Here is a 14,863-nt window from a genome sequence, read left to right on the forward strand (position 1 = left end):
CCCCGCCTGCGGGGGAAGGTGGCCGACAGGCCGGATGGGGGCCCGCTCCGCGGCGCTCTCCACTAACCCACACACGAGCCACCCATGACCAAACCCAACGCACTCCCATGGCTGTGGCTCTCCGCCATCGTCATCGTGCTCGACCAGTTCAGCAAATGGTGGGCGCTGCACGCCCTGGCGCCGGCGGGTGTACCGCATTCGGTGATTCCCGGGTTCCTCAACTGGACGCTGGCCTTCAACCGCGGCGCCGCCTTCAACTTTCTGGCTGATGGCAGCGGTTGGCAACGCTGGTTTTTCGTGGTGCTGGCGCTGGTCATTTGCGCGGTGCTGCTGGTGTGGCTGGCGCGTACGCCGCGACGTGACTGGCGTACCGGCCTGCCGCTGGGCCTGATCGTGGGCGGTGCGCTGGGCAACCTGATCGATCGGCTGCACGCGGCGCAGGTCACCGATTTCATCCATGTCTACTTCCGCCAGTGGGACTATCCGGTGTTCAACGTGGCCGATTGCGGCATCACCGTGGGTGCGGTGCTGTTGATCGTGTTCGGCATGTTCGGCGGCAAGTCCGGGGACGGCGTGCGATAATCGGGGCTCCCCGCAGCGCGGCTTGCAGCCGCGACTGGCAGGCGGCGTGTCGCGGCGGAAGTCGCCTCCGCACGACCGCGCTCAACGCATGAGGCTCTCTTGGACATCCTGCTCGCCAACCCCCGTGGTTTCTGTGCTGGCGTCGATCGCGCCATCGCCATTGTCGATCGTGCGCTGGAATCCTACGGCCCGCCGATCTACGTGCGGCACGAGGTGGTGCACAACCGCTACGTGGTGGAGAAACTGCGCGCCGACGGCGCGGTGTTCGTCGAGGAGCTGCACGAGGTGCCCGACGGTGCCACGGTGATCTTCAGCGCGCACGGCGTATCGCAGGGCGTGCGCGAGGAGGCTGCCCAGCGTCACCTGAAAGTGTTCGACGCGACCTGTCCGCTGGTCACCAAGGTGCATATGGAAGTGGCGCGACTGGGCCGCATCGGTCGCAGCGTGGTGTTGATCGGCCACGCCGGCCATCCGGAAGTCGAGGGCACGATGGGGCAGTGGAACGCCGCCAACGCGGGCGAGATCCTGCTGGTGGAATCGCTGGAGTGCGTGGCGAAGCTTGCGCCGCGCGACCCGCACCAGCTTTCCTATGTCACCCAGACCACGCTGTCGGTGGACGACACCAAGGCGATCATCGACGCCCTGCGCCAGAAATTCCCCGACATTGAAGGGCCGCGCAAGGACGATATCTGCTACGCCACCCAGAACCGGCAGGATGCCGTGCGCCGCTTGGCCGATTCGGTCGACCTGATGCTGGTGGTCGGTTCGGTCAACAGCTCCAATTCCAACCGCCTGCGCGAGCTGGCGCAGAAACGCGGCGTGCGGTCTTTCCTGATCGACGGCGCTGAGCACATCGAGCGCAGCTGGCTGGACGGGGTAAATCGCATCGGCCTCACCGCCGGCGCATCCGCACCGGAGAAACTCGTGCTCGACGTGATCGAGCGCCTGCAATCCTGGGGCGCCGGCGCCGTGCGCGAGCTGGATGGTGAGCCGGAAAACATCACCTTCGCCCTGCCCAAGGAATTGCGACTGGTGGACGGCACGGACTCCGCGACGCCCTGAGCTCCATGCATCGCCGCATCGGGCGGCGAAATCGGGACACAAAAAAGCCGGCATAAAGCCGGCTTTTTCATCGAATTTGGTCGGGGAGACAGGATTCGAACCTGCGACTTCTACGTCCCGAACGTAGCGCTCTACCAGGCTGAGCTACACCCCGTGGGAAGCCGCGTATCTTAATCGCCGCGCCGGTGCTTGGCAACAGGTTTTGCGCAGCGCCCGGATGGATGCGGCGGCGAGAGGACAGGGCGTTCTGCTAATCTAGGCGGCTCCGTCACGGACTCCACGGGACGGTATCTTCTCCCTTGCCAGCAGAGGCTTTCATGGCGCTTACCTTGGCCCGCACCATGCCCGGCGTGCTCGAGCTGCTGCCGCTCGACCAGATCGCGTTTCAACGCATGCTTGACGTGATCCGTCGCAATTATGAGCGTTTCGGCTTCCTGCCGGTGGAAACGCCGGTTATCGAATTCTCCGATGTGCTGCTGACCAAGACCGGCGGCGAAACCGAGCGCCAGGTGTATTTCGTGCAATCGACCGGCGCGCTGGACAAGGAGGGCGCGCCCGAGCTGGCATTGCGTTTCGACCTCACCGTGCCGCTGGCGCGCTACGTTGCCGAGCACGAGCGCGAGTTGAGCTTCCCGTTCCGCCGCTACCAGATGCAGCGCGTCTATCGCGGCGAACGCGCACAGCGCGGACGCTTCCGCGAGTTCTACCAGTGCGACATCGACGTGATCGGCAAGGACGCGCTCTCGGTTCGCTACGACGCCGAAATCCCCGCGGTGATCTACAGCGTGTTCCGCGAATTGAACGTGGGCGCGTTCACCATCCAGTTGAACAACCGCAAGCTGATGCGCGGTTACTTCGAGAGCCTGGGCATCGTCGACGGCGAGCGGCAGATGCTGGTGCTGCGCGAAGTGGACAAGCTGGACAAACGCGGCGCCGACGCGGTGCGCGACACCCTGGTGGGCGAGGCTTTCGGCCTCGACGTCGCGGTGGTGCAGAAGATTCTGGCCTTCGTGCAGGTGCGCTCGACCTCGCTGCAGGATGCGTTCGACAAGCTCGACGCGCTGGGCAGCGGCCCGGAAATCATGGAGCAGGGCCGCGCCGAGTTGAAGGAAGTGCTGGCGATGATCCGCGACTTCGGCGTGCCCGAATCGCATTTCGTGCTGAACCTGTCGATCGCGCGCGGCCTGGATTACTACACCGGCACGGTCTACGAGACCACGCTGAACGATCACCCGCAGATCGGCTCGGTGTGCTCGGGCGGCCGCTACGAAAACCTGGCCGGCCAGTACACCAAGTCGCACCTGCCCGGCGTGGGCATCTCGATCGGCCTGACCCGGTTGTACTGGCAATTGCGCGATGCCGGCCTGATCAACACCGCGCAGAGCACGGTGGACGTGCTGGTGACGCAGATGGACCCGGCGCAGCTGCCGGCGTACCTGGCGCTGGCCACCGAACTGCGCAGTGCCGGCATCGCCACCGAAGTGGTGCTGGAGGGCGGCAAGCTGGCCAAACAATTCAAGTACGCCGACCGCGCCGGTATCCGTTTCGTGGTTGTGCTGGGTGAGGACGAGCTGGCCAAGGGCGTGGTGACCGTGAAGGATCTGCGCCGCCAGGATCAGTTCGAGGTGGCGCGCGGCGAGCTGATCAAGACGTTGCGGGTGGAACTGGAACAGGCCGCCGCGATGGGCTGAAGGCGGATCGGATGTCGCCGCCTTCGCTTTCCATTTCGCGACAACAACAACGGGTCTGGCGCCAACGCGCCGGACCCTCAACTTCCCAAAGGAATCCCCAGCCATGAGCCTGATCCAGACGCCGGTGTCCTATGGCGAACTCATCGACAAGATCACCATCCTCGAAATCAAGTCGCGCCGCATCACCGACGCGGCCAAGCTGGCCAACGTGCGCAACGAGCTGGACATGCTCAACGCCACCTGGGCCAACAGCGCCGCCTCGCAAACCGATATCAGCGATGAGCGCGCGCGCCTGCTGGCGGTCAACGAAGCGCTGTGGGACATCGAGGACAACATCCGCCTGATGGAGCGCGCGCAGACGTTCGATGCGGCCTTTATCGAGCTGGCGCGCTCGGTGTATTTCCGCAACGACGAACGCGCCGCGTTCAAGCGCGAGATCAACCAGAAGCTGGGCTCGGAACTGGTCGAGGAAAAGTCGTACCAGGATTACCGCCAGAAATGACGAGCTCCTGTGGGAGCGGCTTCAGCCGCGATGCTTTTTGCCAAAGCGCAGAGCATCGCGGCTGAAGCCGCTCCTACAACAGCCCCATCTCGTGGGCAGCGGCTTCGTAGCGTTCGATCGCGTCGTCGACGGTGATCAGATCCATCACGCCCGGCTTTTCGATCTTGCTTCCCCAGGGGATTTCGCTGGCCGGTTTGCCCAGGTATTTGCGGGCGGCCTCGTCGTATTTGTTCACGCACCAGCGGCGGTCGGAATACGGGCCGGACCGGTCGGGATTGCTGGCGGCGTGCAGTCCCAGCACCTTGGTGCCGACCGCGTTGGCCATGTGCATCGGACCCGAATCAGGCGTCAGCAGCAATTGCGCGCGGCCGAGCAGGGCCATCAGCCGCTTCAAGGTGTCCTTGCCGGTGAGGTCGAGTGGCGGATGTTTGCAGGCGGCCAGCACCGCGTCGGCCATGTCGCGCTCGGTCGGCGACGGACCACCGACCAGCGCCACGCGCCAGCCGCGCGTGGCGGCGTGATCCATCACGGCGGCGTAGCGCTGCGGTCGCCAGTTGCGCAGCGCATGGCTGGAAGTGGGGCTCACCAGCAGGGTGGGCGTGTCGCCGGGCAGTTGTGTGGCGGCCCATGCGTGCGCTTCGTCGGGCACCGGGATATCCCAGCGCACCTGTCGTTGTTGCAGCCCCAGCGGTTCGCAGAAACTACCGATCGCATCCAGCACGTGTTCGCCGCGTCGCGCCGGAATCCGTTCGTTGATCACCAGGCCATGCAGATCGCGCGCACGTGCACGGTCGTAACCGATGCGTCGTTTGGCCTTGATGCCCAGGCTCAGCAGGTTGGAGCGCATCGCCACCTGCATCTGCAGCAGCGCGTCGAATCGCTGACCGCGCAGCGCCTCATGCACCACGCGCATGCCGGACCAGCCGGCGGCCTTGTCGAACGTGACGAACGCGACGCCAGGCAGGTCGCCCACCAGCTTGCGTTCGAGCTTGCCGATCACCCACGTCAGCGCCACCTCCGGCCACGCCTGTTGCAGCGTGCGCACCAGCGGCACCACGTGGGTGACATCGCCGATGGCGGAGGTGCGCAGCAGGCAGATCGAGGCGGGAATCGTCGGGTTGGGTGTCATGGGCCTGGGTTAGAATCGTGAGGGATCACCGGGCATGATGATGCAGGAAGAAACGCTCAACCAGGCGGGCGGCGCGATTGTCTTCGACGCCGCGCTGTCGGCACAAGTCACGCACAACTGGTTTGCGCCAGCGTACTGGCGTGAGCGCGATGCGTTGCGCGTGCAGGCAGGCGGGCGCGGTGGCGTCGCGGTGATCGATACGCCGGCCGGTGAATGCGTATTGCGCCATTACCGTCGGGGCGGCCTGGTCGCCGCATTGATGGGCGACCGCTATTTCTGGCGCGGCGCGATGCGCACGCGGCCGTTTGCCGAATTCCACTTGCTTGCCGAAATCGAGCGGCTCGGACTGCCGGGTCCGACACCGGTCGCTGCACGTTACTGCCGCCAGGGCGCGTTCTACACCGCCGACCTGATCACCCGCCGTATCCCTGATGCGCACACGCTGGCCGAACGCCTGGCCGCGGGGCAACTGGATGACGCGCTTGCCGAAGCCGTGGGCATGTTGCTGGCACGTTTCCATCGCGCCGGAATCTGGCATGCCGATCTGAACGCGCACAATGTGATGGTGAGCGGGGACGCGTTGTTTTTGATCGATTTCGATCGGGGCCGGAAGCGCGCGCCCCGGGCGGCATGGCAGCAGGCCAACCTGCAACGCCTGCGCCGTTCGCTGCTGAAGCTGGGCGCGGCGGCGGGGGACGAAGAAGCTTTCGACCGCGAGCTGTGGCAGCCACTGTTGCGTGGCTACCGTCGTACGATGTCGGCATGAATTGGCATTTGCATTTTCTGGGGGTGGGCGCCGCCCACGCGGTGGAACTGGGTTCCTCCGCCGTGGTGCTGGAGCGCGATGGCGAGCCGGTGCTGTTGGTCGACTGCGGCCCCGATACGCTCGACCGCTACCAGGCCGCCTATGGCAGCTTGCCGCGGGCGATCTTCATCACCCACACGCACATGGATCACGTGGGTGGCATGGAGCGGCTGTTCACCCGACTGTGGTTCGACGAACGCCTGCGCGGCCGCACCCGGGTCTTCGCACATGCCGGCCTGCTGCCGTGGCTGCAGGTGCGGGTGGCCGATTACCCCGGCGCGCTGGCCGAAGGCGGCGTCAATTTCTGGGAGGCGTTCCAGCTGGTGCCGTGCACGCGCGGCTTCTGGCTCGATGGCCTGTGGTTCGACGTATTCGCCACCCGCCACCACGTCCCCGGCACCTCGTTTGGCCTGGCGCTGGACGGCAGCTTTGCCTACACCGGCGACACACGACCGATCCCCGAAGTGCTCGGCGCGCTTGCCGGCGAATCGATGCTGATCGCGCACGATTGCGGCCTGGTCGGCAACCCGTCGCACACCGGTGTCGACGACATCGAGCGCGAGTATCCCGAAACGCTGCGTCGACAAATGATGCTCTACCACTACGGCAGCGCCGCCGACGGCGCCGCACTGGCGGCGCGCGGCTACCGCATCGCCACATCGGGCGAGCGCATCGCACTGGCATCGCCCGCCGTACCCCGCGCCGGCGCCGGCTGAAACACTCTCGATTCGCTTGCCTGTACCCCAAGCCAGCGGCTATCCTTCCGCTTCTTTGTCGGGCCGTGATGTCCGGTAAAGGCGGTTTCACCCTGCGGAGAGGTGTCCGAGTGGTTGAAGGAGCACGCCTGGAAAGTGTGTATAGGGTAAAACCTATCGCGGGTTCGAATCCCGCTCTCTCCGCCAATTAAAAAAGCGCGACGGCTACGGCCGGCGTGCTGGGTTCCAGAAGCCCACGTCCATGGTGGCCCCGTCGGTCCCCCCGCGACGATAGTTCGCAAACTCCGCCAGGTCCGGAAGGAAGCAACGGTAGCGAATGATTCGGGTGCCGGGGTGTGGCTGGCGGGGCCGCCACCATTTAACTCCGAATTCTCCCCTTGAGCCCGCAGCCTAACGCCGGCTGCAAGCTGGCAAGTGCGATTCCCGCACGGCACCTTCGCTCCCTCTCCCGCTCGCGGGAGAGGGTTGGGGAGAGGGCAAGCCGGCCGCGCACTCGCCGATCCCTGCAACCTCACGCCGGCCGCGATCCAGCAAGTGCGATTCCCGCACGGCCCACCCTTACGACTCCGCCAGCCCTTTACTGACTTACCCCGCCCGACTTGGCACAATCGACCTTTGCCCCAACGTTGGTTGCCATGTCTTATCAGGTACTCGCACGCAAGTGGCGCCCCCGTAAATTTTCCGAGCTGGTGGGGCAGGAACACGTGGTGCGCGCACTCACCAATGCGCTCGATACCGGACGCATGCACCACGCCTACCTGTTCACCGGCACGCGGGGTGTGGGCAAGACCACGATCGCGCGCATCTTCGCCAAATCATTGAACTGCGAGCGTGGGCAGTCGGCTGATCCCTGCGGCGAGTGCTCGGTATGCACGGCGGTGGACGAAGGCCGCTTCGTGGACCTGCTGGAGATCGATGCGGCCAGCAACACCGGCGTGGACGATGTGCGCGAGCTGATCGAGAACGCGCAATACGCACCGTCGCGCGGCCGCTTCAAGGTGTACCTGGTCGACGAGGTGCACATGCTGTCGAAGAACGCGTTCAACGCGTTGCTGAAAACGCTGGAAGAGCCGCCGCCGCACGTGAAATTCCTGCTCGCCACCACCGACCCGCAGAAGCTGCCGGTGACGGTGTTGTCGCGCTGCCTGAAGTTCAACCTGAAGCGTCTGCTGCCGGACCAGATCTCCGGCCAGATGCGGCACATCCTGGGTGCCGAGAACCTGACGTACGAGGAAGCCGCCATCGGTGAGCTGGCGCGCGCCGCGGATGGGTCATTGCGTGATGGCCTGTCGCTGCTCGATCAGGCGATCGCCTATGGCGGCGGCGCGCTTCGCGGCGACGATGTGCGAACGATGCTCGGCAGCGTGGCGCGTGGCCAGGTATTGGGCGTGCTCGATGCGCTGGCGGCGGGCGACGGTGAGCGTCTCCTGGCCGAAGCCACGCAGATCGCGTCGTATTCGCCGGATTTCGGCAGCGTGCTGGACGACCTGGCCAGCGTGCTTCATCGCGTGCAGTTGATCCAGCTCATCCCCGGTTACCGGGCGGAAGAGGGCAGCGACGACGACCAGGCGTTGCCGGCACTCGCCGAACGCATGACGCCGGAGGATGTGCAGCTTTATTACCAGATCGCCACCTCGGGTCGCCGCGATCTGGCGCTGGCGCCAGATGCGCGCACCGGCTTCGAGATGGCGCTGTTGCGCATGCTGGCGTTCCGGCCGGGGGACGCGTCACCCACGGGTACGGAGCGATCGACCAGCCACACCCCGGCCCCCGTGCCAGCGCCCAGGCCGGCACCGGCACGGACGGAACAACGCGCCACACCCGTACCTCCCGCCACGGCTCCCTCGCCGCCGCGTGATACCGCGGTGGCGCCACCCGCGCCTGCACTTGCATCGTCCGCACCCGTGCCGCGCGACGCCAACGGCTTGCCGGTGTGGGAGGCCTTGATCGCCCAGGCGGGCTTGCGTGGTCCGCTGGGTTTGCTGGCGCAGAACGCCGTGCTGCGCGAACGCGACGGACAAACCCTGGTGCTGGCACTGCAGCCGGTGCACATGCATCTGGCCGTCGAACCGATGGTCAGCCAGATGGAAGAGCGCATCGGCCAGGCGCTGGGCGAACGCATTCGCCTGCGCTTCGTCGGCAGCAGCGCGGATGCGGCGGTGGAGACGCCCGCGGCGCGGGCCGCGCAGGCGCGCGACATGGCGCAGTCGGCTGCCGAACAGGCGATCGAGGGCGACCCCCTGGTGCAATCATTGAAACGCGATTTCGGCGCCAAGGTGGTGCCGCAATCGATCAAGCCCATTGTTGACAGTCGATCCTGACTGAAGAGCGGAGTAATGCCATGAGAGGACAAATCGGCCAGCTGATGCAGCAGGCCCAGCGCATGCAGGAAGACATGAAGCGTGCGCAGGAAGAGCTCGCCAAACTGGAAGTTACCGGCAGCGCCGGTGGTGGCCTGGTCAGCGTGGTGATGACGGGCGCGCACGAGGTCCGCCGCGTGCAGATCGACCGCCAAACCTTCGCCGACGATCCGGAAATGGCCGAGGATCTCGTCGCCGCCGCCGTCAACGACGCGGTGAACAAGGTGGCGCAAGCCAGCAAGGACCGCCTCGGCGGCGTCACCGCCGGCATGAATCTGCCGGCCGGCTTCAAGATGCCGTTTTGAGGCAGGGAATGGAGAATCGGGAATGGAGAATGGTGAAAGCGGAGCGAGGCTTCCCGTGCTCTTGATCTTCCGATTCCCTATTCCCCATTCCCCATTCCCGGATGTCCAATGACCGGCTCGCCTCTCCTCGCCGACCTGATCGAAGCATTGCGCTGCCTGCCTGGCGTGGGCGGCAAGAGTGCGCAGCGGATGGCCTTCCATTTGCTGGAGCGCGATCGCGAGCGTGGGCTGAAACTGGCGGCGGCGCTGGAGCAGGCGATGCAGCGTATCGGGCATTGCAACCGCTGCCGCAATTTCAGTGAAGACCCGTTGTGCGCGCTGTGCGCCAACAGCAGTCGCGACCGCCAGGTGCTGTGCGTGGTGGAGTCGCCGGTGGATGTGGCGGCGATCGAGCAGGCGACGGGGTATCGCGGCCAGTACTTCGTGCTGATGGGGCGCTTGTCGCCGCTGGACGGGCTTGGTCCGGAAGAATTGGGGCTGGGGCTGCTCACCCAACGGCTGGGTGAGGGCGAAATCGAGGAAATGATCATCGCCACCAATCCCACCGTCGAGGGTGAAGCCACGGCGCATTACCTGGCGCAACTGGCCCGCGCCGGCGGTATCCGGCCGACCCGGTTGGCGCATGGCGTGCCGCTGGGTGGTGAACTTGAATTCGTCGACCGCGGCACCCTCGCGCATGCGTTTGGTCGTCGACAGATCGTTGAGTGACTAAGGGGAAAGCACCATGAGCGACACGATTTTCAGCAAGATCATCCGCCGCGAAATCCCCGCAGATATCGTCTACGAAGATGACGACGTGCTGGGTTTCAGGGACGTCAATCCGCAGGCCCCGATCCACGTGCTGTTCATCCCGAAACGGCCGATGGCCACCTTGAACGACGCCGAGTCGGGCGATGCGGCGCTGCTGGGCAAGCTGTTGCTTGCCTGCGCTGATTACGCGCGCCAGGAAGGGGTTGCCGAGCAGGGTTATCGAACGGTGATCAATTGCAACGACGATGGCGGGCAGACGGTGTTCCATCTGCATGTCCATTTGCTGGCCGGCCGTCGCCTGACGTGGCCCCCGGGCTGAGCGGGCTATACGGCATGGCAATACGAAAACGCCGGCACGAAGCCGGCGTTTTCTTTGGGTCCCGTCATTTGCCGCGTGGTGGATGCTGGTGCGGAGGTCGCACGATGATCACCCGTGGCTGGTTCCAGTAAGGATTGCCCCAACCGTAGCCGCCGAAGCCGGGGCCGTAATAGCGGCCAAAGCCCGGGCCCCAGAACGGGTCGTAGAAGCCCGGCCCGTAACGCTGCGGCGCGACCCGCTTCGGCCACAGGTAAACCACGTCGGCCTCGACCCGGGGGTAGGCGTAATCGAATTCGCCCACCTTCTGCGACACGATGCCGTGCAGTGTGCCGGTTACCGTCAGCTCGCGGCCGCGGGTGAATACCTCGGGGTCGTAGAAGCCGTTGCGGCAGGCGACGAAGCGCCCTTCGCTTTCACCCTCGACACCGGCCTTGGGGCGTGCCTGATCGTTGAGCGGGCGGGACAGCAGATAGAAACAGGTCTGCTGCGGACCCGGCTCGGTCTTGATGATTTCGCCACCCCAGCGTACGTGCGTACCGCCGGCACCGCCCTGTTGGGCAGCCGCGGTGCTGACGCTGGAATAGGTGCCCTGCAGCGGTTGCGGAATGGTGGCGCAGCCGCCCAGCAGGGCGATGGCCGCGACGAGGGCAAGCGGGCGATAGGGGGACATGACGGTTTCTCCGGCAGGGGCGATGGCGTGCGCGATCACTTCAATGATCATTTGACCACGTCGAGGGGGCGGAATTCCCGTACGGCAACAGAAAATGCGCGCACGGATTCAGTCGACGGGTGGTCCTGGGCGTAACGCAATGACAGATACAGATTCATCAGTGCTTCCAGTTCATGGCGCTGCGTGGGCAAGGCTCTCGCGGCGCGGCTCAGATAATGCTGCGGCCCTTCACTGGAACGCCGCGTGATTCCGCGGCGCGCCAGCTTGCTTTCAAGCCGGTGCATGGCGGCGCGCAGGTGATCGCGCGCTTCGCGCCGCCATAGCGCCCAGCCCAGCCCGAGGGCAACAAACAGCACGCTGCTGATCGCCAGCAGCAGGCCAAGCATCCCGGTATCGGTGTTGCGTATGCCGAAAGGCGTCAGCAGGCCTCGCTGGCGCAAGGCATCGAAACCCACAACGGCCTGATCCCACCATCGGTTGACAACGTCCCAGCGGTTGCGCACGTCCTGCAGCCAGTCGTTGCGGTACCAGTCACGTTGATCGCCGGCCGCCGCAGACGCGCCCAGGGTCACGCGCTCGGGCCGCACGGCGGCGGTGGGATCGACGCGAACCCAGCCGCGCCCGGCCAGCCACACTTCGCTCCATGCATGCGCATCCGAGTTGCGTACCAGCAGGTAGTCGGCCAGCTTGTTCCAGTAGCCGCCCTGGTAGCCGGTGACCACCCGCGCGGGAATGCCGGCGGCGCGCATCAGCACGGTGAACGACGACGCGTAGTGCTCGCAGAAACCCTCCTGCGTGGAAAACAGGAAGTCGTCGATGGAGTCGCGGCCCAGCGGCGCGGGCGCCAGGGTGTAGCGAAAGCCGCCATCGTGGAACAGTGCCAGCGCCGCATCCACGATCGCCGCATCATCGCTGCCGAAGCGTTGGCGCCATTGCGCTGCCAAGGCATGGCTGCGTGGATTGAATGCCGTCGGAAGTTGCAGGCTGCGCTGCCGCGATGCGGGATCGAGCACCGCTTGCAGCCGGTATCGCGACGCCGACGTGGCGGCGTAGCTGATCGCTTCGGTCACCACCTTGTCCGCCAGCACTTCGCGGTCGGGTTGCATCCGCGATTGCGTTGGCGCCTGCAGCGGTACGTCCAGGGTCGGCAGTACCCGTTGGCGGGTGGGCTGCAGCGTGATCCGGTAGCTGACTGTCGTGCCGGCCTCGATTGCGGCGACCGCTTCACGCGGATCGGGTGGCCTGCGGTGCCAGCCGCGGCCGTCGTAGTAGCCCATCACGTAGGCGCGAAAATAGCGCAGGTCGGTGGCCGGTGGCGGTCCGTCGAAACTCACCCGCATGGCGGGCCGGTCGTCGGTGAGCAACTCGGTGAAATTTCCCGGCGTCATGCTGTCGCTGAGACCGGTGGTTGCCTGTCGCGGGGACGGCGCGCCCCACAGCGGCGTGCTCAATCGCGGCACCAGCAGAAACGCGAGCAGTGCCAATGGCAGGGCGGAGAACAACAACCCCAGGTTGGACAGCACGGTGCGGCGCGTGCTGGTGGGCAGGCGCGCCGGTTGCAGCGCGCGCAAGGTGGCCAACGCGGGCAGCAGGCCCAGCGCCACCACGAGGGTGGCGATCAGGCCCTGATCGAACAGCAGGGCAACCATCAGCGCAAAGCAGGCGAAGCTGATGCCCACCCGCGCATCGCGTTCGGTCTCGCTTTCCAGCAGTTTCAGCACCAGCAGGCCCACGGCCAGCGCGGTGCCCGGTTCGCGGCCGAAAATGCTGCCGTACCAGGCGATCACCACCAGGGTCAGCAACACCAGCATCGGCAATTTCAGCCAGGCGGGTACCCGGCCGGTTTGCTGCCGCCGCTGCCACCAGCGCCAGCCGAGTATCAATGCCAGCGCCCCGCTCAACCACCACGGCAGATGCGGCGCATGCAGCGCCAGGACCATGGCGAGCGTGCCGCTGAGCAGGTCGAAGGCGCGGTTGTCGATCGGGGCGTCGATGGTGGCTTGCGGGCGCGGCGTGCGTTTCATGGCAACTGCGCCAGCGCGTTCATGCAGTGGGCGTAATGCTCCGGTCCGCTGCCGTTGGGGATGATGTTGCCAGGCAGCCACAGGCTGAAATGACGCTGTTGCGCGTGGGCCTCGTTGACCCAGCGGGCCAGCCGGGAGATGCGCGATTCATCGTCGAGTCCGTCGAGGCGGCGCCAGTCCAGTTGCCATTGCGGACGGTTCTGCGCCCGCTCGAAGTCCTTCACCAGCAGGTTGTCGTGGCGCGCGCTGGCTTTCCAGGCGACGTGGCGCTGCGGATCGCCCACGCGATACTCGCGCAGCGCCGCCAGCTCGTCACCCTGCAGCAGGCGCATGTGCCGTGCATCCTCGGCCGGCGCGACCGGCGGTGGACCGGCTTCTTCCGGGCGCGGCCACACCAGCACGGCCTGCTCCGGATGCAGCCAGCTCCATGCGCGAAACAGCCCCAGCGGCCAGTTGCTCCAGACCCGCAGGCGCGTCAGCGACTGCCAGCCGCGTCGCGTCGTCGGCATCATCAATTTCAAATGCACGACCGCGCCGGCATCGATCGCGAAGGCGGTGGTGTCCCGGCCGAGTTCCACCCGGATCGCCTGGCGCACGCGTGACGAATCGAAGGCAAGCGTGAGCTCGATCGGTTGCCCCGCCACGGCATGGCCGGCCCGGATGTGGCCCAGCCGCAGACCATCGAGGTCGCGGAACGCCACCAGCATGCTGGCGGCGCTGGCCGCGCCGAGCAGGCAGGTCAGCAGCAGGGCGGCGTTGTTGGCGTAATTCAGCGCGCCCACCAGCATCACCAGCAGCAACACCGAAAAACCCAGGCCGAAACCGGTCGGCACGATGTAGATGCGCCGCCGGTGCAATTCGATCGGCAGCTTTTCGGCCCGGCGGTAGCGGGTGAGGGACGGCAGCCGGCGCTCGGCCAGTTGTTGCGCGCGCTGCAGCAGCGGAGCCATCAATCCACCGCCACCTCGGCCAGCAACTGGCGCGCCAGCGTCTCGCCGTTGGCGCCGCGCACGGGCAGCAGCCGATGCGCCGCCAGGGGCACGAACAAGGCCTGCACATCCTCGGGCAGCACGTGGGTTCGACCACTCAGCAAGGCCCACGCCCGCGCCGCCGCAAGCAGCGCCAGCCCCGCGCGCGGTGACAGCCCGGCGCGAATGTCCGGATGGCGGCGGCTGGCCGTGAGCAAGGCCTGCAGGTAGTCGAGCAGGGCGGCGCTGGCGGTGATCGATTGCGCCTGTCGGTGCAATGCGGACAGCGCCGCGCCGTCGAGTTGCGGCGCCAGTTGCGCCAGCAGGTCGCGTCGATCGCTGCCGGTCAGCAATGCGCGCTCGGCCGCCGCGTCCGGATAATCCAGCGACAGCCGCAGCATGAAGCGGTCCAGTTGCGAATCGGGCAACGGGAAGGTGCCATTGAGGTCCAGTGGATTCTGCGTGGCCACCACGAAAAACGGCTGCGCCAGCGCATGCGTCTGGCCGTCGACGGTGACCTGGTCCTCGGCCATCGCTTCGAGCAGCGCGCTTTGTGTCTTGGGGCTGGCGCGGTTGATCTCGTCGGCCAGCAGCAGGCCGGTGAAGATCGGCCCGGGATGAAAGCGGAACTGGCCGGTTTCGCGCTCGTACACGCTGACGCCGATGATGTCCGAGGGCAGCAGGTCGCTGGTGAACTGCACCCGCTGGAATTCCAGCGCGAAAGTCGCCGCCAGCGCGTGCGCCAGCGTGGTCTTGCCTACGCCAGGCACATCTTCCAGCAGCAGGTGGCCGCCCGCGATCAGGCAGGCAAACGCCAGCTTCACCTGCCGCGCTTTTCCCAGCAGGACCTGGTTGACCTGGGCGATGGCGGCGTCCAGCCGCTGTTGCAGGGAGGAATCACGAAGCGGCGTGGTGGCTGGCATGGGCGGTCGATGCGGGAAGGGTAGTGGTGACCTTACCCATGCCGAGTCGGAACCGTC

15 protein-coding genes, 2 tRNA genes and 1 other RNA gene are annotated in these 14,863 nt (G+C 66.2%); 12 read left to right on the plus strand and 6 right to left on the minus strand.

The annotated features are described in order from the left end of the window. Positions 1–84 precede the first annotated feature (84 nt). Together lspA and ispH are read left to right on the plus strand one after the other, a co-directional pair. Entirely contained in the window at positions 85–582 is a 498-nt protein-coding gene (gene lspA, locus UU9_RS10675; RefSeq protein ID WP_007081766.1) for a signal peptidase II, read from the plus strand. A gap of 99 nt (positions 583–681) precedes the next feature. Next, positions 682–1,644 (plus strand): 4-hydroxy-3-methylbut-2-enyl diphosphate reductase, encoded by a 963-nt coding sequence (ispH, locus tag UU9_RS10680; RefSeq protein ID WP_007081767.1) that lies wholly within the window; start codon positions 682–684, stop codon positions 1,642–1,644. Positions 1,645–1,721: 77 nt separating this feature from the next. On the opposite strand, the gene UU9_RS10685 is transcribed toward ispH, so the two are convergent. Then, positions 1,722–1,798 (minus strand) — tRNA-Pro (locus tag UU9_RS10685). 163 nt (positions 1,799–1,961) lie between these two features. Here UU9_RS10685 and hisS point away from each other — a divergent pair. Together hisS and UU9_RS10695 are read left to right on the plus strand one after the other, a co-directional pair. Continuing rightward, on the plus strand, positions 1,962–3,335 hold the full coding sequence (hisS, locus tag UU9_RS10690; RefSeq protein WP_007081768.1) for a histidine--tRNA ligase: 1,374 nt from the start codon (positions 1,962–1,964) through the stop codon (positions 3,333–3,335). 103 nt (positions 3,336–3,438) lie between these two features. Further along, a complete protein-coding gene (locus tag UU9_RS10695) occupies positions 3,439–3,837 on the plus strand; it encodes a DUF6165 family protein (RefSeq protein WP_007081769.1) in 399 nt (132 codons plus the stop codon). A 73-nt stretch (positions 3,838–3,910) separates the two neighbouring features. On the opposite strand, the gene UU9_RS10700 is transcribed toward UU9_RS10695, so the two are convergent. After that, the gene (locus UU9_RS10700) at positions 3,911–4,966 is read right to left on the minus strand and encodes a glycosyltransferase family 9 protein (RefSeq protein ID WP_007081770.1); all 1,056 of its coding nucleotides are present in this window, start codon (positions 4,964–4,966) and stop codon (positions 3,911–3,913) included. Positions 4,967–5,000: 34 nt separating this feature from the next. Between UU9_RS10700 and UU9_RS10705 the strand changes: the two genes are divergently transcribed. From UU9_RS10705 to UU9_RS10735, 8 genes are all read left to right on the plus strand, one after another. Beyond that, complete coding sequence (locus UU9_RS10705) at positions 5,001–5,732, plus strand: 3-deoxy-D-manno-octulosonic acid kinase (protein WP_007081771.1); 732 nt, start codon at positions 5,001–5,003, stop codon at positions 5,730–5,732. Continuing rightward, positions 5,729–6,487, plus strand: a complete 759-nt coding sequence (locus UU9_RS10710; RefSeq protein WP_007081772.1) for an MBL fold metallo-hydrolase — start codon at positions 5,729–5,731, stop codon at positions 6,485–6,487. The genes UU9_RS10705 and UU9_RS10710 overlap by 4 nt, the downstream gene beginning before the upstream one ends. A gap of 96 nt (positions 6,488–6,583) precedes the next feature. Then, a tRNA-Ser gene (locus UU9_RS10715) sits at positions 6,584–6,673 on the plus strand. A gap of 65 nt (positions 6,674–6,738) precedes the next feature. Next, an RNA gene (gene ffs, locus UU9_RS17560) (signal recognition particle sRNA small type) lies at positions 6,739–6,835 on the plus strand. A gap of 287 nt (positions 6,836–7,122) precedes the next feature. After that, entirely contained in the window at positions 7,123–8,808 is a 1,686-nt protein-coding gene (gene dnaX, locus UU9_RS10720; RefSeq protein ID WP_040670823.1) for a DNA polymerase III subunit gamma/tau, read from the plus strand. A 20-nt stretch (positions 8,809–8,828) separates the two neighbouring features. Next, complete coding sequence (locus UU9_RS10725) at positions 8,829–9,152, plus strand: YbaB/EbfC family nucleoid-associated protein (protein ID WP_007081774.1); 324 nt, start codon at positions 8,829–8,831, stop codon at positions 9,150–9,152. Between the two features lie 108 nt (positions 9,153–9,260). Continuing rightward, entirely contained in the window at positions 9,261–9,860 is a 600-nt protein-coding gene (gene recR / locus UU9_RS10730) for a recombination mediator RecR (RefSeq protein WP_007081775.1), read from the plus strand. A gap of 16 nt (positions 9,861–9,876) precedes the next feature. Continuing rightward, positions 9,877–10,221, plus strand: a complete 345-nt coding sequence (locus UU9_RS10735) for a histidine triad nucleotide-binding protein (RefSeq protein WP_007081776.1) — start codon at positions 9,877–9,879, stop codon at positions 10,219–10,221. A 64-nt stretch (positions 10,222–10,285) separates the two neighbouring features. Here the strand turns inward: UU9_RS10735 and UU9_RS10740 are convergent, their stop codons facing one another. From UU9_RS10740 to UU9_RS10755, 4 genes are read right to left on the minus strand one after another with little or no spacing between them, the layout of a single operon-like run. Then, positions 10,286–10,891 carry a Slp family lipoprotein gene (locus UU9_RS10740; protein ID WP_040670832.1) on the minus strand — a complete coding sequence of 202 codons (606 nt, stop codon included), beginning with the start codon at positions 10,889–10,891 and terminating at the stop codon, positions 10,286–10,288. A 47-nt stretch (positions 10,892–10,938) separates the two neighbouring features. After that, positions 10,939–12,915: a transglutaminase TgpA family protein gene (locus UU9_RS10745; protein ID WP_007081778.1), complete on the minus strand. Its 1,977-nt coding sequence runs from the start codon at positions 12,913–12,915 to the stop codon at positions 10,939–10,941. Beyond that, the gene (locus UU9_RS10750; protein ID WP_007081779.1) at positions 12,912–13,865 is read right to left on the minus strand and encodes a DUF58 domain-containing protein; all 954 of its coding nucleotides are present in this window, start codon (positions 13,863–13,865) and stop codon (positions 12,912–12,914) included. The genes UU9_RS10745 and UU9_RS10750 overlap by 4 nt, the downstream gene beginning before the upstream one ends. Next, on the minus strand, positions 13,865–14,806 hold the full coding sequence (locus UU9_RS10755) for an AAA family ATPase (RefSeq protein ID WP_007081780.1): 942 nt from the start codon (positions 14,804–14,806) through the stop codon (positions 13,865–13,867). The genes UU9_RS10750 and UU9_RS10755 overlap by 1 nt, the downstream gene beginning before the upstream one ends. Positions 14,807–14,863: the final 57 nt, after the last annotated feature.

It is taken from the genome of Rhodanobacter fulvus Jip2 (assembly GCF_000264315.1).
In the GTDB taxonomy this organism is placed as follows: Bacteria; Pseudomonadota; Gammaproteobacteria; order Xanthomonadales; family Rhodanobacteraceae; genus Rhodanobacter; species Rhodanobacter fulvus.